The organism is Xanthomonas sp. LF06-19 (assembly GCF_034105425.1).
GTDB classification, from domain to species: Bacteria; Pseudomonadota; Gammaproteobacteria; order Xanthomonadales; family Xanthomonadaceae; genus Xanthomonas_A; species Xanthomonas_A sontii.
Genome location: NZ_JAXGGH010000003.1, coordinates 357593 through 375566, shown reverse-complemented (window position 1 = coordinate 375566; position 17974 = coordinate 357593). Strand labels below are relative to the sequence as shown.

At 69.7% G+C, this 17974-nt stretch carries 14 protein-coding genes; 8 read left to right on the top strand and 6 right to left on the bottom strand.

Translation table 11 applies throughout. From position 1 onward, the window contains the following. Nucleotides 1–2856: a TonB-dependent receptor gene (locus SLW55_RS08610; RefSeq protein ID WP_320744953.1), complete on the top strand. Its 2856-nt coding sequence runs from the start codon at nt 1–3 to the stop codon at nt 2854–2856. A gap of 511 nt (nt 2857–3367) precedes the next feature. On the opposite strand, the gene SLW55_RS08605 is transcribed toward SLW55_RS08610, so the two are convergent. Together SLW55_RS08605 and ppa are read right to left on the bottom strand one after the other, a co-directional pair. Then, entirely contained in the window at nt 3368–4483 is a 1116-nt protein-coding gene (locus tag SLW55_RS08605; protein ID WP_017910507.1) for an HDOD domain-containing protein, read from the bottom strand. A gap of 158 nt (nt 4484–4641) precedes the next feature. Then, nucleotides 4642–5175: an inorganic diphosphatase gene (gene ppa / locus SLW55_RS08600; protein WP_017917485.1), complete on the bottom strand. Its 534-nt coding sequence runs from the start codon at nt 5173–5175 to the stop codon at nt 4642–4644. 198 nt (nt 5176–5373) lie between these two features. On the opposite strand from ppa, the gene SLW55_RS08595 reads away from it, so the two are divergent. Further along, on the top strand, nt 5374–5862 hold the full coding sequence (locus SLW55_RS08595) for a hypothetical protein (protein WP_295841098.1): 489 nt from the start codon (nt 5374–5376) through the stop codon (nt 5860–5862). A 56-nt stretch (nt 5863–5918) separates the two neighbouring features. Here SLW55_RS08595 and SLW55_RS08590 read toward each other — a convergent pair whose 3' ends face one another. Further along, entirely contained in the window at nt 5919–7946 is a 2028-nt protein-coding gene (locus SLW55_RS08590; protein ID WP_017910504.1) for a sodium-translocating pyrophosphatase, read from the bottom strand. Nucleotides 7947–8203: 257 nt separating this feature from the next. On the opposite strand from SLW55_RS08590, the gene SLW55_RS08585 reads away from it, so the two are divergent. Then, nucleotides 8204–8743 carry a hypothetical protein gene (locus tag SLW55_RS08585; RefSeq protein WP_148829579.1) on the top strand — a complete coding sequence of 180 codons (540 nt, stop codon included), beginning with the start codon at nt 8204–8206 and terminating at the stop codon, nt 8741–8743. Between the two features lie 242 nt (nt 8744–8985). On the opposite strand, the gene SLW55_RS08580 is transcribed toward SLW55_RS08585, so the two are convergent. Both SLW55_RS08580 and SLW55_RS08575 read right to left on the bottom strand, forming a co-directional pair. Next, nucleotides 8986–9249 carry a DUF6434 domain-containing protein gene (locus SLW55_RS08580; protein WP_267099646.1) on the bottom strand — a complete coding sequence of 88 codons (264 nt, stop codon included), beginning with the start codon at nt 9247–9249 and terminating at the stop codon, nt 8986–8988. A gap of 191 nt (nt 9250–9440) precedes the next feature. After that, the gene (locus tag SLW55_RS08575) at nt 9441–10697 is read right to left on the bottom strand and encodes a 6-phosphofructokinase (protein WP_017917489.1); all 1257 of its coding nucleotides are present in this window, start codon (nt 10695–10697) and stop codon (nt 9441–9443) included. Nucleotides 10698–10842: 145 nt separating this feature from the next. Here SLW55_RS08575 and SLW55_RS08570 point away from each other — a divergent pair, with 145 nt between their 5' ends. The 4 genes from SLW55_RS08570 to SLW55_RS08555 all read left to right on the top strand — a co-directional run bounded on the left by SLW55_RS08570 (nt 10843) and on the right by SLW55_RS08555 (nt 14757). Further along, nucleotides 10843–11406, top strand: a complete 564-nt coding sequence (locus SLW55_RS08570; RefSeq protein WP_010343370.1) for an adenylate kinase — start codon at nt 10843–10845, stop codon at nt 11404–11406. 547 nt (nt 11407–11953) lie between these two features. Next, entirely contained in the window at nt 11954–13393 is a 1440-nt protein-coding gene (gene mpl, locus SLW55_RS08565) for a UDP-N-acetylmuramate:L-alanyl-gamma-D-glutamyl-meso-diaminopimelate ligase (protein WP_295910210.1), read from the top strand. Nucleotides 13394–13421: 28 nt separating this feature from the next. Next, nucleotides 13422–14003, top strand: a complete 582-nt coding sequence (locus SLW55_RS08560; protein ID WP_295910211.1) for an LON peptidase substrate-binding domain-containing protein — start codon at nt 13422–13424, stop codon at nt 14001–14003. Nucleotides 14004–14280: 277 nt separating this feature from the next. Next, complete coding sequence (locus tag SLW55_RS08555; protein ID WP_295910212.1) at nt 14281–14757, top strand: protease inhibitor I42 family protein; 477 nt, start codon at nt 14281–14283, stop codon at nt 14755–14757. 94 nt (nt 14758–14851) lie between these two features. On the opposite strand, the gene SLW55_RS08550 is transcribed toward SLW55_RS08555, so the two are convergent. Further along, the gene (locus tag SLW55_RS08550; protein ID WP_017910496.1) at nt 14852–16864 is read right to left on the bottom strand and encodes a bifunctional DedA family/phosphatase PAP2 family protein; all 2013 of its coding nucleotides are present in this window, start codon (nt 16862–16864) and stop codon (nt 14852–14854) included. A 329-nt stretch (nt 16865–17193) separates the two neighbouring features. Here SLW55_RS08550 and SLW55_RS08545 point away from each other — a divergent pair, with 329 nt between their 5' ends. Beyond that, the gene (locus SLW55_RS08545) at nt 17194–17856 is read left to right on the top strand and encodes a serine/threonine-protein kinase (RefSeq protein ID WP_017913428.1); all 663 of its coding nucleotides are present in this window, start codon (nt 17194–17196) and stop codon (nt 17854–17856) included. Nucleotides 17857–17974 lie beyond the last annotated feature (118 nt).

Sequence of the window (17974 nt, the reverse complement as noted above, 5' to 3'; positions counted from 1 at the left end):
ATGAACCTTCGCACTCCCGCAGTGCGGCTGGGCTTGCTGCCCGCCAGCATCGCGATCGCGTTGACGCCGGCGATTGCCGGCGCGCAAGAAGCCGCCGCCTCGTCCACCACCACGCTGGACCGGATCGAAATCACCGGTTCGCGCATCCGTAGCGCCGACGTCGAAACCCAGCAGCCGATCCTGACCCTGGACCGCCAGGCGCTGGAGCGCCAGGGCTACACCTCGGTCGCCGACGTGCTGCAGAACCTGACCTCGGCCGGTTCCCCGGCGATCTCGCGCGCCGATGCGCTGGCCTCCGGCGAAAACGTCGGCGGCTACTACGTCGACCTGCGCAACCTCGGTGCCGCGCGCACCCTGGTGCTGCTGAACGGCAAGCGCCTGGGCGCGACCACCTCCGGCCTGCAGGACCTGAGCCAGGTCCCGATGGCGGCGATCGAGCGCATCGAAGTGCTGAAGGACGGCGCCTCGTCGATCTACGGCTCCGACGCCATTGCCGGCGTGGTCAACGTCATCACCCGCAAGCGCTTCGACGGCGCCGAAGTCTCGGCCGAGTTCGGCCAGTTCGGCGAAGGCGACGGCAAGACCTCGCAGTACTCCTTCACCATCGGCACCCAGGGCGAGCGCGGTGGCGTGGCGCTGACCGCCGAGTATTCCAAGCAGGATCCGGTGTTCGCCAAGAACCGTTGGTTCAGCCGCGACGGCAGCCGTGGCCCGAACTCGACGCCGAGCGGCTGGAGTCCGATCAGCCAGAACGGCAGCTGGTGCAACCCGCTGACCGTGGATTGCTCGGATCCGGAAGTCGCTGTGTGGCAGACGCTGAACCAGGGCGGCAACCCGAACAATCCGGCCGACTACCACCCGCTGACGGCGGCCGAGCGTGCCAACTCCAACCAGCAGATGATGGTGCAGACCGGCATCGAGCGTAAGTCGGTGTTCGCCAACGCCAACTACGACCTGACCGACTCCATCGTCTTCAACGCCGACATTCTCTACAACGAGCGCACCACCGATCAGCAGATCGCCGGCTATCCGTACCAGTCCGCCGCGTTCGGCACCCCGCTGGCCGCCGACAGCGCGTTCAACCCGATCGGCCAGGACATCGATTTCCGCCGCCGCCTGTGGGAAGTGCCGCGCACCACCGAGAGCAAGCTGAAGACCACGCGCTTCGCGCCGACCATCAGCGGCTCCTTCGAGTTCGCCGACAAGACCTGGGACTGGGACGTCGGTGCGCTGTGGAACCGCAACGAGAGCACCAAGACCGGTCACGGCGACATGAGCCTGATCGCCTCGCGCCAGGCGCTGGGTTCGTCCTTCATCAACGCCAATGGCGTCGCCCAGTGCGGTACCGCCGCCGCGCCGGTCCCGCTGAGCGCCTGCCGCCCGTGGAACCCGCTGCTGCCGTACGGCGTGGCTGGCCCGGGTTCGCTGGCCGATGCGGACACCCAGGCCTTCCTGTTCCCGTACTTCACCGATACCGGCCTGACCAAGACCACCAGCTACACCGCCAACCTGAGCGGCACGCTGGCGACGCTGCCGGCGGGCGACCTCGGCATCGCGGTCGGCTACGAGCACCGCAAGGAAGAAGGCCGCTTCTCGCCGGACGCCTTCGCGCAGTCGGGTGAGAGCACCGGCCTGGGCGCCAAGACCACCTCCGGCAACTACGATCTGGACGAGTTCTACCTCGAGTTGAACGTGCCGATCCTGGCCGACATGGCGTTCGCCAAGCAGCTGACCCTGAACCTGGCCAGCCGCTACTCCGACTACAGCAACTTCGGCGACACGGTGAACTCCAAGTTCGGCTTCACCTGGAAGCCGATCGACGAGTTGCTGGTCCGCGGCACCTACGCCGAGGGCTTCCGCGCCCCGACGATCAGCGATCTGTACGGCGGCCTGAACAGCAGCTTCGAGTCGTACATCGATCCGTGCGGCGTGGGTGCGCCGAACAGCGTCAACGGCAATGCGGCGTGCAGCGCGGCCGGCGTGCCGGTCGGCTACACCCAGCTGGGCCAGGGCTACGTGCCGTGTTCGACCCTTCCTTGCCAGACCCCGGACGAGTTCATCAGCGGCTCCAACCCGAACCTGCGTCCGGAGACCTCCACCAGCAAGACCGCCGGTCTGGTGTGGAGCCCGCGCTGGGTGCAGGGCCTGGACATCTCGCTGGATTGGTACCGCTACGAGATCAAGGACATGATCATCGCCGATAGCGTCGACCGCATCCTGCGCGACTGCTACGTGCTGGGCAATGCCGAGCGCTGCGCCGGCGTGACCCGCGCCGCCGACGGCCACATCTCGGCAATGACCTACGGTGTGGCCAACCTCGGCCAGATGGAGACCGAAGGCTACGATCTGGGCATCCGCTACCGTCTGCCGGAAATGGCGTTCGGCAAGATCATGATCGACTGGCAGACCAGCTACGTCAGCAAGTACGACGAAGCCGGCCAGAACGCCGCGGGCGACAACATCACCATCGGCAGTGTCGGTACTCCGGGCATCTTCCGCGTGCGTTCCAACCTGGGCGTGAACTGGACGATGGGCGACTTCGGTGTGAACTACACCCTGCGCTACTACTCCGGCATGAAGGAAAAGTGCATCTCGCGCGCCGCTGACTACTGCGATGCGCCGGACCACTTTGCCAATGGCGAAGCCGATCCGCTGCGTCACACCGGTGCCAACACCTTCCACGACCTGCAGGTCAACTGGAGGGCGCCGTGGGACGCGACGATCGCCATTGGTGCGAACAACGTGTTCGACCACCGCGGTCCGCTGATGTACTCGGCCCCGGACAGCAGCTTCGCCTACTACGGCGGCTTCGACATCGGTCGCTACGTGTACATGAAGTACACCCAGCGCTTCTGATCGAGCTGTTTGCGTGACACGAAGACGGGCCGCAAGGCCCGTCTTTTTTTGTGCCTGCGCGGCGTGTGTGACGTGGCGTGTCGGGCAGCGGACAGGTGGTTGGCGAGCTGGGGCGTGGCGCATGATGGCCGGTGCTTCCCGCTGCCAGTGGTCCGGCGACCGGTGGCGATGCGACGCAAAGCGACTTGGCATCGCGTGTCGGCGCCATGAACTCGCTGTGGCCGAACGCAGCCGCTCCTGCGACAGCGAGCTTCGCGTCGTGACGCGGTTCCTCTCGTGGCCACTGCGCGCTCGCGGGGAAGCGGCTCTCACCGTGACGCGGGATGGCGCAGGCGTTGCACCACTGCAGGGGCGCGCGGCGGACCGTCGTGCGGATTGGGCGGCTGGCGAGCCGCGATGGCGGCGCGAGAGGCGCCGAAAGACGTGTGCCAACGGCAGCGAGGACGCCGGCGAAGTGCAGAAGGCACCATCCGGCTCACGCGGCGGCAGGCCGCGCGCGCCACGGTCGGGCTCAGGCCGAGGTCAGCCCCATCAGGTTCTCGGCATGCTCGCGCCAGCTCGGCAGCTTGTTGAGCATGCCGGTCTTGGAGAGGTACTCCTCGTCGACCTCCGAGCCGCTGGCCAGCGCCATCGCCACGTGCACCGCGCCGGTGACCCAGAAGCTGCGGGTGCTGGAACGCTGCGGCTGGCGATGGAAGGCCACCGCCTCGATGATCGGCATCGGCAGGCCCCACAGGCCCAGCAGGTAGGCGCCGGCTTCGGCGTGGCCCGGCCGGGTGTCGTTGGCATCGGTGGGCGGCTCGCGCTCGTCGCGCACGCCCGGCAGCAGCAGGCCGATGTCGGCCAGCAGCGCCGCGGTCGAACCGAGTTCGACGCTGGAGGCCGGCAGCATCTTCGCGGCCAGCTTGGACGCCAGCAGCGAGCGCTGCTGCAGCGCGTTGCGCTCGGCGTTGGACAGCGCCTGCACCGAGAACACTTCGCTGGCCAGGACCAGATCACGCAGGGTGGCGGTGCCGAGCCGGGTCACCGCGGTGCGCAGGTCGGAAATGGTGCGGCCGTTGGAGAAGAACGCCGAATTGCACAGCTGCAGCACCTTGGCCGCGATCGCCGGGTCGGCCGAGACCAGCTTGGCCAGGTCGGCGGCGTTGCTGCCCTCGTCCTGCTCCAGCGCGTGCATCAGGCTCAGGTACAGATGCGGCGGCGAGGGCAGCTTCTCGATGCGGCCGATGCTGGAACGCAGGCGCGGGTTGCCCAGCAGTTCCTGCAGTTCCTCCAGGCTGGTGACCGCTTCCAGCAGCATTTCCGGGGACAGCGGCAGCGGCAGGAACCGGTGGGCCACGCCGATGATCCGCGCCGGCGGCGCGCGATTGCTCTGTTCGGCCTCGATCAGCGCGATGCGGATGGTTTCCGGGCTCAGCGTGCGGATCTGGCCGAGCAGGGTGGCGGTGGTCAGGTCCGGCAGCGTCGGCGCGGCGATCACCGCATCCAGGCGCACCGTGGCCGCCGCGGCGATCGCGGCATTGCCGTCGGCAACGCTCTGGACCTGCCAGTCGTCGCCAAGATCGCGAATGTATTCAGTGACTTCGGACGGAAGGCTGGCTTCGTCGCCGACGAACAGGATGCGCAAGAGACTGTCCCCTAAGAAGAGCCGGATCGCGGACGGACCGGGCTCGGTGATGCCATGGCGCAATGTACCGCAAACCCCGAAGGGCGGCGCCCCGGCAACGGCAAAACGTGAAACGGATCAGCCACGGCGGGGCGGCGGCGCCCCGCCGTGGCGGCGGCTCAGGCGCCGGCTTCGAAGCGGGTCACGGACTCGCGCAGGATGCGCTTGGCTTCCTCGGCGTTGCCCCAGCCGTCGAGCTTGACCCACTTGCCCTTCTCCAGGTCCTTGTAGTGCTCGAAGAAGTGGCCGATGCGCTCCATCCAGTGGCCGGACACCTGGGTGATGTCCTCGATGTGCGCATAGCCCTGGAACACCTTGGCCACCGGCACCGCCAGGATCTTCTCGTCGCTGCCGGCCTCGTCGCTCATCTTCAGCACGCCGACCGGGCGGCAGCGCACCACGCAGCCGGGCACCAGCGGCAGCGGCAGCACCACCAGCACGTCGGCCGGGTCGCCGTCGCCGCACAGGGTGTTGGGCACGTAGCCGTAGTTGCACGGGTAGCGCATCGGGGTGGAGAGGATGCGGTCGACGAAGATGGCGCCGCTGGCCTTGTCCACTTCGTACTTGACCGGCTCGGAATCCTTCGGGATTTCGATGACGACGTTGATTTCTTCCGGCAGGTTCTTGCCGGAGGTGACCAGTTCCAGACCCATGCGCTAGCTCCAGTGGAGTGGCTTCTAAAGAGGCAGGCATTCTAGTCGGTTGGCTGTTGCAATGCAGCGCACGGCGGTTCGGAGGATTCCTACAGCGGTTTCGGACTCCATACCGGCCCGCATGGGGCGCATTCCGATGGTGCCGGAATCGGGTGGCGGCGATCCTGTGGCCACTGTCCCCACCCAAGGAGCAAGACGATGAACGGAATCCGGCAATCGATGCTGCCGCTGCTGGCGGTGCTGGTCCTGGCCTGCGGCGGTGCGCAGGCGCAGCAGGCGCAACCGGCCTACGTGGATGCGATGGACTATCCCGCCCCGGGCGAGGGCTGGGAGGCGTTCTCCGACCTGGAGCAACGGTTGGCGCACGACTTCGACCAGCTCTGCGGCGACACCTTCTGCGAAGGCGACTACAGCGACTACCGGCCGCTGCGCTATCGCTGCTCGGTGCGCCAGCGCGACGGGGTGATCGGGGAGTGTATCTGGAGCTTCGGCGCCAGCGAGGCCAGTATCGATGCGGACACCGGCCGGGTCGTGGTCGATGCGCGGCTGTGGCACTGCCGGACCCCGCTGCAGCCGCAGACCCGGCTGCACGCGCTGTATGCGGCGCTGTCGGGCGAGCGGCCGCTGTTCGCGCCGCTGCCGCACAGCGAGCACAGCATCAACGACGGTCTGATCGACTGCCTGTAGCGGCAAAGGACGCGCAGCAGGCACCGGCATGTCGCCGATGCCCGCTGCGCGTGTGGCTACAGCAGCGGCACCAGCAGCAACGCCACGATGTTGATGATCTTGATCAGCGGATTGATCGCCGGGCCGGCGGTGTCCTTGTACGGGTCGCCGACGGTGTCGCCGGTGACCGCGGCCTTGTGCGCCTCGCTGCCCTTGCCGCCGAAATGGCCGTCCTCGATGTACTTCTTGGCGTTGTCCCAGGCGCCGCCGCCGGTGGTCATGGAGATGGCCACGAACAGCCCGGTGACGATGGTGCCGATCAGCAGGCCGCCGAGCGCGCGCGGGCCCAGCAACAGGCCGACCACGATCGGCACCGCCACCGGCAGCAACGAGGGCACGATCATTTCGCGGATCGCCGAGCGGGTCAGCATGTCCACCGCGCGGTCGTACTGCGGCTTGCCGGTGCCCTGCATGATGCCGGCGATCTCGCGGAACTGCCGCCGCACTTCCTCCACCACCGCACCGGCGGCGCGGCCCACCGCTTCCATCGCCATCGCGCCGAACAGGTAGGGAATCAGGCCGCCGATCAGCAGGCCGATGATCACCGTGTGGTCGGACAGGTCGAAGGCGAAGGTTTCGGTGGGGTGCGCGGCGCGCAGGTTGTGGGTGTAGTCGGCGAACAGCACCAGCGCCGCCAGCGCCGCCGAGCCGATCGCATAACCCTTGGTCACGGCCTTGGTGGTGTTGCCGACCGCGTCCAGCGGGTCGGTGACCGCGCGTACCTCCGGCGGCAGTTCCGCCATCTCGGCGATGCCGCCGGCGTTGTCGGTGATCGGACCGTACGCATCCAGCGCCACGATCATGCCGGCCATCGACAGCATCGCGGTGGCGGCGATGGCGATGCCGTACAGGCCCGACAGCGCGAACGCGCCCCAGATCGCGGCGCACACCGCGATCACCGGCAGCGCAGTGGACTTCATCGAGATGCCGAGGCCGGCGATGATGTTGGTGCCATGGCCGGTGGTCGAGGCCTGCGCCACGTGCTGCACCGGCTTGTACTGGGTGCCGGTGTAGTACTCGGTGATCCACACGATCAGCCCGGTCAGCGCCAGGCCGATCAGCGCGCAGCCGTAGAGCTTGCCGGCACCGGCGGCGGTGTCGCCCATCAGTTGCTGGGTCACCGGCCAGAACGCCAGCGCCGCCAGCACCGCCGAGACCACCACGCCCTTGTACAGCGCGCCCATGATCGAGCCGCCCGGGCGCACGCGCACGAAGAAGGTGCCGACGATCGAGGCGACGATCGACACCCCGCCCAGCACCAGCGGATACAGCACCGCGTTGCGTCCGGCCTCGGCGGCCATCAACCCGCCCAGCAGCATCGTCGCGATCACCGTGACCGCGTAGGTCTCGAACAGGTCGGCGGCCATGCCGGCGCAGTCGCCGACGTTGTCGCCGACGTTGTCGGCGATCACCGCCGGGTTGCGCGGGTCGTCCTCGGGAATGCCGGCCTCGACCTTGCCGACCAGGTCCGCGCCGACGTCGGCACCCTTGGTGAAGATGCCACCGCCCAGGCGCGCGAAGATCGAGATCAGCGAACTGCCGAAGGCCAGGCCGACCAGCGCATGCAGGCTGTCGCCCACGCTGTGTCCCAGCCATTGCAGCAGGCCGTAGTAGCCGGCCACGCCGATCAGGCCCAGCCCGACCACCAGCATCCCGGTGATCGCGCCGCCGCGGAACGCGACCGCCATCGCCGGCGCCAGCCCGCGCCGCGCCGCTTCGGCGGTACGCACGTTGGCGCGCACCGACAGGTTCATGCCGATGTAGCCGGCGACCCCGGACAGCACCGCGCCGATCGCGAAGCCGCCGGCGGTGTACCAGCTCAGGAACACCCCGACCAGCACCAGCAGGACCGCGCCGGCGATGGCGATGGTCAAGTACTGTCGGTTGAGGTAGGCGCGGGCGCCTTCCTGGATCGCATCGGCGATCTGCCGCATGCGTTCGTTGCCGGCGGGCTGCGCCAGGATCCAGCGCGTGGAGACGATGCCGTAGAGCACCGCCAGAGCCGCGCACGCCAGTGCCACGGTGACCGCATATCGTTCCAGCATGACCCCTCCCAAGGATGTGGATGGCGCCCAAGCGCTGGACATACCGGGGGATCACACCGTAGGAGCTGAAGCATGCAACGACTCCGCGGCCACAACGCGCGCCGCTGGTGCGTATCGCAATGTCATCTGGCCTGAACGTGGGCGAGTATGCGCCTGCCTCCGTGATGCCGCCAGCGACCAGGCAGGGCGTCTCACTTTTGGCGTGCGGTTCAGTCTGTGCGTGGCAGCGTGGCGCATCGCTTCCCAGGAGCCCTCCGATGCAATCGACGATTTCCCCAAGGCTGCGCGCACGCGCCTCGATCCTGGCCCTCGGCCTGTGTGCGCTGGCGCCGCTGGCCGCTGCAGCCGCCGACCCGACCCCGGAACTGCAGCGCCCGGCCAGCGCGCCGCAGGCGGTGGGCGTGGTGCATACCATCCGCCAGATCCCCGAGGCCTGCGTGCGCTTCGAGGGCGAGTACACCGGCGATGCGGCGCAGCCCTACCGCTTCTCCGCGGTGCGCAGCAGCCCGACCTGCCAGCCGCGCGCCAGGTTGGTCGAGTTCGACCAGGCCAAGCCCAGCGAGGCCACCGGTTGGAAGTTCAACGATCTGATCCGCGTGCCCAGCGCCGCCTGTCCGTCGCAGCAGGCGGTGGTGCGGGTGTGGCGCAAGCCGGTGGCGCTGAACACCGAGCGCGATGGTCAGGGCCAGTCGCGGATCTATCTGGAAGAGGCCAAGCAGCAGGCGGCCGCCGGCAAGGTCCCGCAGGTGCCGCAGTTCACCGCGCAGATGACGGTGGAAGGCAAGGCCTGCCGCTGAGCGGGAGGATTGCCGAGCCGCCTCGGCCGTCACGCCCTGCATCGCGCAGGCAGGGCGGCCGCGACCGGCGCTGCGTATGCGCCACGGTAACGTGGCTGTCGTGAGGCCGCACAGGCACGGCGCATGCGATCCCTCGATGCCTGCGTAAAGCAGGATCCAGGACAGGCTTGGCGGCTTTGCGCTTTGCGTTGCTGTCGCACTTCTTGACCGTCGCCGATCCGTCGCATGCGGCGCGCGGAGCCTCAGGTCGGCACGTTGCTGGTGTGCCGTCGCCGCCATTCGTCGGCGACGTCGCCCATGGTCTTGGCGACGCCATTCCTGATCCAGGCCATGAACGCCCGGTCGAACGCGAAGCCGTCGCCGCACATGGTCACGAGGAAGCGGCGCATGTTCTGCGTGTTGCGATAGTGCTCGTCCACCGGCGTCGCACGCGTGATGGGGTCGCTGTGCCAATCGAAGCGCACGTGGCCGCACGCGCTGCTTGGGTCTTCGTGCGTGTCGCGCATCCTGGTGGCTTCGTCTTCTCTCAAGCTGCAGGCAATCCGACATCCGTGGTGGATGCGCCAGGACCCCTGCAGCGTCCTGTCGCGTCCCCCGATCGGTCCGGCGCAGCGCCTGCAGAGGCTGGCGCCAACGGCGACATCCCGCGCGCTACGGCATGCACCGATGACGTCATGCCGATCGTGCGCCCGCGCTGTCAGCCCTCCCAGGCCGGCAGCTTCTTCTTCACCGCCACGTTCTTCAGCGCCACGTACTTGGGCAGGCCGTCCGTGCCGTAGGGCAGCGGCGCCTCGCCGCGGATCAGCGGCTGCAGGTAGCGGCGCGCCTTGTCGGTGATGCCGAAGCCGTCCTTGCGCAGGAAACCGGCGGGCATCTTCTTCTCGTGGTTGGCGACCTTGTGCAGTGGTGCCGCCTCGATCTTCCAGCGGTACGGCGCATCGCTGCTGCGCACGATCGCCGGCATCACCGCGTTCATGCCCTTCAGCGCGAACTGCACCGCGGCCTTGCCGACCGCCTGCGCCTGCTCCCAGTCGGTGCGCGAGGCGAGGTGGCGGGCCGAACGCTGCAGGTAGTCGGGCAGGGTCCAGTGCACCTTGTAGCCGAGTTCGGCCTTGACCTTGCCGGCCAGGTAGGACGCCACGCCGCCGAGCTGGCTGTGTCCGAACGCATCGGTGCCGCCGCCGGCATCGGCGACGAAGCGGCCGTCGGCGGTCTGGATGCCTTCGCTGGCCACCACCACGCACCAGCCGACCTTGTCCACCACCTTGCGCACCTGCGCCAGGAAGGCGGCCTCGTCGTAGGCGCGTTCGGGGAACAGGATGATCTGCGGCGCGTCGTCCGGCGATTGCGCGGCCAGTCCGGCCGCGGCGGCCAGCCAGCCGGCATGGCGGCCCATGGCCTCGTAGACAAATACCTTGGTCGAGGTCTCCGCCATCGCCGCCACGTCCAGCGCCGCCTCGCGCACCGACACCGCGGTGTACTTGGCCGCCGAGCCGAAGCCCGGGCAGGTGTCGGTGACCGCCAGGTCGTTGTCGATGGTCTTGGGCACGCCGATGCAGTGCAGCGGGTAGCCGAACGCCTGCGCCAGCTGCGACACCTTCCACGCGGTGTCGGCCGAATCGTTGCCGCCGTTGTAGAGGAAGTAGCGCACGTCGTGCGCCTGCAGTACCTGCAGCAGGCGCTCGTACTTGGCGCGGTCGGCTTCCAGCGACTTGAGCTTGTAGCGGCACGAGCCGAACGCGCCGCCGGGCGTATGGGCCAGCGCGGCGATCGCCGCCGCCGACTCCTTGGAGGTGTCGATCAGGTCCTCGCGCAGCGCGCCGAGGATGCCGTTGCGCGCGGCCAGCACCTTGACCTTGCGCGCCCGCGCTTCGCCGATGACGGCGGCGGCGCTGGCGTTGATGACGGCGGTGACGCCGCCGGACTGGGCGTACAGCAGGGTGCCTTGGGCCATGGTCGGGGTTCGCTCCTGGGGTGGGGACATTGCCGGGACATTGCCTGGATGCGGTAAGCTGGGGCTCTAGCGGTGCAGCGCAGGCGTGGCCCCCGAGTCTAACGCCGCCGGCCGCGCACGGTACTTTCCTCGAGGAGTCAGGTTGATGCGATTGGTTCTGTTGGGACCGCCCGGATCGGGCAAGGGCACGCAGGCGGCCCGCCTAAAGGACAAGCTGCAGATCCCGCACATTTCCACCGGCGATCTGCTGCGCGCCGAAGTCGCCGCCGGCACCCCGCTGGGCGTGCAGGCCAAGGAAGTGATGGCGCGCGGCGACCTGGTCTCCGACGACATCCTGCTCGGCATGCTCGAATCGCGCCTCGGCCGCGACGACGTGCGCAACGGCTTCATCCTCGACGGCTACCCGCGCAACCTGGCCCAGGCCGGCGCGCTGGACGAACTGCTGGCCAAGCTCGGCCAGCCGCTGGACGCGGTGGTGCAGCTGGACGTGGCCAACGAACTGCTGGTCGAGCGCATCGCCGGCCGCGCCAAGGCCGAAGGCCGCGAGGACGACAATCCCGAGTCGGTGCGCAAGCGCCTGCAGGTCTACACCGATTCGACCGCGCCGGTGATCGGCTTCTACGACAAGCGCGGCACGCTGGCGCGGGTCGATGGCGTCGGCTCGCTGGACGAGGTGCTCGCCCGCATCCTGGCGGCGATCGGCCGCTGAGGCGGCACGGCACGCCGGCGCCCGCCGCGGGTGCCGGTCGTGCAGACGGCGCCGTACCGGTGGCGGTGCGCCTCCCGTCACCACGCGCAACGCCCGCCCGTACGAGCGGTTTCCCGACACGCATACCCGGTAAGGCACGCCGCGGCTGAAACCGCTCCTGCGGCGGTAAAGCGACGTAAGGACATGTCCTGCTGCGCTGCGCACAGCGAGTGGCCACCGTGGGCGCGCATCCCGCCTGCCAATGGAGGGCAGGGATCGGGGAAAGAAGGTGCCAGCGAACGGGCTTGCTCAGAGCCCCACGACATGAGCTCCCTTGGGGATGGTCTCTTGGGGAGTAGAACCACAGGGTGTCGAGGCTGGCCCGTTCATTCTCGGCGTCGGCTCCCGACTTGCCTATCGGGGACTTTCCTCAGCGGATGTGGGGGATTCCCTACTTGACGGCGCCGCGCCACGATTGCCCCGGATCGGTCCCACGGCCTGCCTGCCACGGCCAACGGCCGCACCTGCGCCGGTTTGCGTGCGCCGGGGGATCGGCGACAATCGGGCCATGAGCAAGATCCATATTCTCGGCATCGCCGGTACGTTCATGGGCGGTGTCGCCGCGCTGGCGCGCGAACTCGGCCATGCGGTCGAAGGCAGCGACCAGGCGATCTACCCGCCGATGTCCACACAACTGGAACACCTGGGCATCGCGCTGAAGCAGGGCTACCTGCCCGAGCACATCGCCGCGGACTGCGACCAGGTGATCGTCGGCAACGCGCTGTCGCGCGGCAACGCGGCGGTGGAGGCGGTGCTCGACGCCGGGCGCGCCTACACCTCGGGTGCGCAATGGTTGAGCGAGCAGGTGCTGCCGGGACGCGACACCCTGGCGGTGGCCGGCACCCACGGCAAGACCACCACCACCAGCATCCTGACCTGGCTGCTGCAGGCGGCGGGGCGCGAACCGGGCTTCCTGATTGGCGGGGTGGCCGAGGATTTCGGCGTGTCCGCGCGGCTGGGGTTGCCGGTCGCCCAACCCTCATCCGGCGCTGCGCGCCAGTGTCTCCCGGGGGGAGAAGGGGAGCAGGGGGCCGAGCTGGCGGAGCGGCCGCTGTTCGTCGTCGAGGCCGATGAGTACGACACCGCGTTCTTCGACAAGCGCAGCAAGTTCGTGCACTACCGGCCGCTGGTGGCGATCCTCAACAACCTCGAGTACGACCACGCCGACATCTTCCCCGACGTCGCCGCGATCCAGCGCCAGTTCCACCATCTGGTGCGGACCGTGCCGCGCCGCGGCCGGCTGATCGTCAACGGCGAGGACGCGCACCTGCGCGAGGTGCTGGCGATGGGCTGCTGGACCCCGGTCGAGCGCTTCGGCTTCGATCCCGGCTTCGACTGGAGCGCGCGCCTGATCGCCGCCGACGGCAGCCGCTTCGCGGTGCTGCACCAGGGCCGCGAACTGGGCGAGGTGGAATGGCCGCTGCTCGGCCGCCACAACGTGATGAACGCGCTGGCCGCGCTGGCCGCCGCCCATGCGGTGGGCGTGGCGCCGGCGCAGGTGATGCCGGCGCTGGCGCGCTTCCGCAGCGTCAAGCGGCGCCTGGAAGTGCTCGGCCAGGCGCAGGGCATCACCGTGTACGACGACTTCGCCCACCATCCCACCGCCATCCGCACCACGCTCGAAGGCCTGCGCGCCAAGGTCGGCGCCGCGCGCATCGTGGTGGCGATGGAGCCGCGCAGCAATTCGATGCGGCTGGGCGCGCATGCCGAGGCGCTGGCGCCGTCGCTGGAGGCCGCCGACGCGGTGGTGTTCCTGCAGCGGCCGGAACTGGCCTGGGACGCGGGCAAGGTGATCGCCGCGGTGCGCGGCGATGCCTGCGCGGCGGCCGACGTGGATGCCCTGCTGGCCGCGCTGCAGGCGCAGGCGCGCGCCGGCGACCATGTGGTGTTCATGTCCAACGGCGGCTTCGACGGCGCACCGCGCCGCTTCCTGGCCGCGCTGCAATGAGCGCTGCCGGGCACGGCGGAGCCGGCGCGTGAGTCCGCAGCGGAGCACGCTGCCGCTGTTCCCGCTGCACGCGGTGCTGCTGCCCGGCGCCTCGATCAAGCTGCGGGTGTTCGAGCGCCGCTACCTGGATCTGGTCCGCGAATGCGGGCGTACCGACAGCGGCTTCGGCGTCTGCCTGATCCTGGACGGCAGCGAGACCGGCGCCCCGGCGGTGCCGGCGGCGTTCGGCACCGAGGCGCGCATCGTCGATTTCGATGTCGGCGCCGATGGCGTGCTGGTGCTGAGCCTGCGCGGCGCGCGGCGCTTCCATGTGCTGCGCAGCCGGGTCCGCGACAACGGCCTGGTGGTCGGCGACGTGGAATGGCGCGAGGCCGATGGCGACGACGAGCTGCGTCCGCAGCATGCGCTGTTGGCGACCGTGCTCGACAGCATCCTCGACCAGGCCGCCGCGGTGTATCCGCTGGCCGGCCCGCGCCAACTCGACCAGGCCGCCTGGGTCGGCTGGCGCATGGCCGAACTGCTGCCGCTGGACGAGCGCCAGCGCCTGTCGCTGCTGCAGGAAGACGACCCGCACGCGCGGCTGGACCAGTTGCTGGCCTGGATTCCCTGAGCGAGGCAGACGAGGGCGGTGTCGCCGTCCTGGCCTGACGTGGAGCGCGGCGGCCGGCATCCGTGCGGCGCTGCGCCATCATCGCCACGATCGCCGCGCGTTGTTCTCGATGGGTCATGCCACAGGCGGGCCACGTGCGCGCCGCAGCCGGCATTCAGCGCGCCGCTAGCAGGCGCGGGCCACGCTTGGCAGCGATCGGCGGCCGCGCCCGGCCGCCGGCAACGGCATCCCGCCCTGGCGGCCTGACGTCCTATCCACGCACGATCGAGGACTTCGTATGAGGCGTTCCTTCCTGCTGTTGTTGCTGTCCGCCGGCGGCGGTCCGAGCCTGCCCGCCATCGCCGCCGAGACGGTCCCCGCGCCCGCAGCCGCAGCCGGCCAGGCCGACTGCCCGCGCGGTTCCATCGCCCTGGTCACCGGCAATGCCGATCAGGTGTCGCCCAAGACCTGCCTGGCGCCGTCGATGAAGCCGTTCGCGCTGCAGCGCGGGCAACTGTTCGCGGTCACCCTCTCCGAAAACGGGTCGACCGGCAGCGCCTGGGCCTTGCGCAGCTTGCCCGCGCCGCTGGCGCTGCTCGACATCGAGCATGCACCCGGCACGGCCTGCGCCACCGGTCGCATGGGTTGCCCCAGCACTGTTACCTACACCTTCAAGGCCACCGATCACGGCAGCGGCGCGATCGAACTCGTCTACTCGCGGCATTGGGAGGGCCGTGCCACCGACTCGCGTTCGATCCGGGTCGAGGTGAAGTAGCCGCCATCGCCCGCCGCCGGCGCCTGCAGAGCAGCGCAGCGCCGGTGTGGCACCGATCGGTTCGAGAGGGGTTGAGGCGTAACGCCGCCGCCGCTCAGGGCGACGGCGGCGCTTCGCCTTCGCTGCGTACCAGCAGCACCGGGATTTCGCTGCGGCGGTGCATGTCCTTGCGCGTGGGCAGCGCGTGCAGCGCCTCGGTCACGGCGTTGAGCGCCGGATCTGCGCCGCGCAGCGGTCGCCACAGGCCGATCAGGTTGAAGTGGCGCTCGTAGCGCAGGCTCTGCGCGCTGCCCAGCCACAGCGGCACGTTGCCCGGCTGCAGGCGCGCCGGCGCCGGCCACAGGCGCAGCGCGTACAGCTCGTCCGGATTCGGACCGGGGCGCAGCATCAGCAGCGATTCGACCCGCGTGTCCAGCGTCGCCGGCAGCACCGGCACCTGCGCCGGCGTGGCCTTGTAGTCGAGCAACTGCAGCGCCTGCTGCCAGCCGGCCTGCGGCTGCACGCGCCAGCCTGCCGCTTCGAGCTGGCGCTGCAGCGGCGCCAGCGGCCCGGCCACCTGGATGTCCAACGGCCAGCGTTGGTCGTCGTCGAACTCGTTGCGCCGCGACGGCAGGGTGCGCCAGTCGTGCTGCCACCAGGCCGCGTCCGCCAGTTGCGTGACCTGCGGCGGCGGCGGTTCGAACTTGGCCAGCTTGCGTTCCAGCTGGCGCGGCGCGTACCACAGCGCGGCGATCGCGAAGCCGCCGTAGAACAGCCAGGCCAGCGGCTTCATCCAGAACCCGCGGTTGAAGCGGCGGCGGTAGGCGATGCCCAGCACCAGCAGCCAGAAGATGCCGAACAGCATGCCGCCGACCACGTCGCTGAGCCAGTGCGCGCCCAGGTACAGGCGGGCGAAGCCGATCAGGGTCACCACCGCGCCAGACAGCAGGTACGGCCACACCCGCGAGCGCCCGGGCAACTCGCGCGCGATCAGCACCGCGAAGAAGCCGAAGCTGATGGTGGCCATGGTCACCGCCACCGAAGGGAAGCCGAAACCGCTGCTGGCCGCCGGCGGCCGTACCACGTGCACGGTGGTGCCGAGCAGCTTGGTCAGGGCCAGGCCGAACGCCAGCGCCGCCAGCCAGTGCGCCGCGGCCATCCAGCGTCGGCGCCAGGCCAGGTAGAGCAGGCCCAGCGCGGTCGGCGGCAGCAGCACCTGCCAGTCGCCGAGCGAGGCCAGTGCGGTCATCGGATAGTCGGCCAGCGGGTTGCGCAGGGCCAGCATCAGGTCGTGCACGGCCAGGTCCAGGCGCAGCGGCTCGCCGTGCGCCACCACCACCATCAGCAGCGCGAACCAGCCCCAGCCCAGCGCCAGCAGCATCACCGCCAGCATCGCCAGCGGCACCGATTCGCGGCGCTGCGGGTCGAACACCGCGATCGAGTAGCGGCCCAGCACCGGGTGCCGGCGCGACCAGTCCAGGCCACGCGCCAGCAGTGCGTCCATGTGCCCGGCCGACCAGCGGTAGCCGTACAGCACGATGGCCCACACCAGGCCTAGCGCCAGCGCCAGCAGGCCCAGCACCAGGAACAGGCGCCCGGCGACCGCGGCCACCGCGTCGTAGGCCTGGCCCAGCAGCCAGCCCGGTCCCAGGAACAGCAGCGACCAGGTCACCGCGGCCACGCTGCTTGGGAGCAGATAGCGCCGCAGCGGCATCTTCATCATGCCCGCCACTGCCGGCACGAACGGACGGATGGCACCGACATAGCGCGCCACCAGGATGCTCTTGAAGGCATTGCGGCGGAACATCGCCTCGCCGCGGTCGAGCAACTGCGGATAGCGCTTGAACGGCCAGTAGTTGCGCAGCTGATGGCCCCAGCGATAGCCGACCCAGTAGCTGAGCGCATCGCCGATCAGCGCGCCGAGCGCGGCGCTGACCACCGCGTACGGGCCGGAGATCTGGCCCAGGCCGATCAGCACGCCGATCGCGAACAGCAGCGGCAGCGCCGGCACCAGGGTGCCGAGGATGATGACCGCATCGCAGAACGCGATGGCGAAGATGACCGCGCCGGCCAGGATGGGGTGTGCTGCGATCCACTCCAGCGTGGCATCGGTCCATGAGGCATTCATCGGGCAAGTATAGAGGGAGCACGATGACGGTCCGTTAGCGCCGGGGTGCCGTGTCGGGCGACCGGCCTTGCGCAACCGGGCCGCCCGGCAGACCTGGTCCGCCGTCGGGCGCGTCGTTGTCGCCGTCCCGTGCCGGGGATGGCAGCGCCGCCGCGCCGGGGCCGGTGCGTGACGCCGTCGCTTCGCAGGGCGGCGGCGTCACGCACGCGCGGCGTGCGCTGGCGCCTGGCACGACGCCCAGGTGAGCAGCACCGGACCAGGTGCCTGCCTGGAGTGACGGGCGACCGTGCAGACCCGTCAAACCGCGTCGCACGCTCTACACTGGCCGGATGCCTGCCCCCGCTTCCCGCACCGTCCAGATCCTCAAGGCCGACAGCTTCGGCCGCATCCTGCTGCTGGGCGAGGGCGAGGCGCGCTTCGTCCGCCGCGACCTCACCGCCTCGCCGTGGTGGCTGCGGCTGCCCGCATGGTGGCTGGCGCGGCGCGAGGCGCTCGCCTTGCGGCAGCTGAACGGCATGGCGGCGACGCCGCAGCTGCGCGGCTGGGACGGCACCTTCCTGGATCGCAGTTATCTGGACGGCGCGGCGATGTACCAGCGGCCGCCGCGCGGCGACCTGGCCTATTTCCGCGCTGCGCGGCGCCTGCTGCAGCAGGTGCACCGGCGCGGGGTGGCGCACAACGACCTGGCCAAGGAGGCCAACTGGCTGGTGCTGGCCGACGGCAGCCCGGCGCTGATCGACTTCCAGCTGGCCGTGCGCGGCGCGCCGCGTTCGCGCTGGATGCGCCTGCTGGCGCGTGAAGACCTGCGCCATCTGCTCAAGCACAAGCGCATGTACTGCGCGCACGCGCTGACCCCGGTCGAGCGGCGCCTGCTCAAGCGCCATTCCTGGGTGCGCGAACTGTGGTTCGCCAGCGGCAAGCCGGTGTACCGCTTCGTCACCCGGCGCCTGCTCAAGTGGGAAGACAACGAGGGGCAGGGGCCGAAGCCCTGAGGGGCCGGGATTGGGGAATGGAGAATGGGGAATGGAAAAAACGGAATCCGCGTGCGTCTGGTCTGACGGGCACGCGGCGATAAGGCGCTAAGCTTTTCCCATTCCCGATTCTCTATTC

Coding starts and splice junctions, on each gene's coding strand:
- SLW55_RS08590 (WP_017910504.1), bottom strand. CDS start 7,946: ATGCTGGAACGATATGCGGTCACCGTGGCACTGGCGTGCGCGGCTCTG.
- SLW55_RS08580 (WP_267099646.1), bottom strand. CDS start 9,249: ATGCGCGACACGCACGAAGACCCAAGCAGCGCGTGCGGCCACGTGCGC.
- SLW55_RS08585 (WP_148829579.1), top strand. CDS start 8,204: ATGCAATCGACGATTTCCCCAAGGCTGCGCGCACGCGCCTCGATCCTG.
- SLW55_RS08595 (WP_295841098.1), top strand. CDS start 5,374: ATGAACGGAATCCGGCAATCGATGCTGCCGCTGCTGGCGGTGCTGGTC.
- mpl (WP_295910210.1), top strand. CDS start 11,954: ATGAGCAAGATCCATATTCTCGGCATCGCCGGTACGTTCATGGGCGGT.
- SLW55_RS08610 (WP_320744953.1), top strand. CDS start 1: ATGAACCTTCGCACTCCCGCAGTGCGGCTGGGCTTGCTGCCCGCCAGC.
- SLW55_RS08555 (WP_295910212.1), top strand. CDS start 14,281: ATGAGGCGTTCCTTCCTGCTGTTGTTGCTGTCCGCCGGCGGCGGTCCG.
- SLW55_RS08575 (WP_017917489.1), bottom strand. CDS start 10,697: ATGGCCCAAGGCACCCTGCTGTACGCCCAGTCCGGCGGCGTCACCGCC.
- SLW55_RS08550 (WP_017910496.1), bottom strand. CDS start 16,864: ATGAATGCCTCATGGACCGATGCCACGCTGGAGTGGATCGCAGCACAC.
- ppa (WP_017917485.1), bottom strand. CDS start 5,175: ATGGGTCTGGAACTGGTCACCTCCGGCAAGAACCTGCCGGAAGAAATC.
- SLW55_RS08570 (WP_010343370.1), top strand. CDS start 10,843: ATGCGATTGGTTCTGTTGGGACCGCCCGGATCGGGCAAGGGCACGCAG.
- SLW55_RS08545 (WP_017913428.1), top strand. CDS start 17,194: ATGCCTGCCCCCGCTTCCCGCACCGTCCAGATCCTCAAGGCCGACAGC.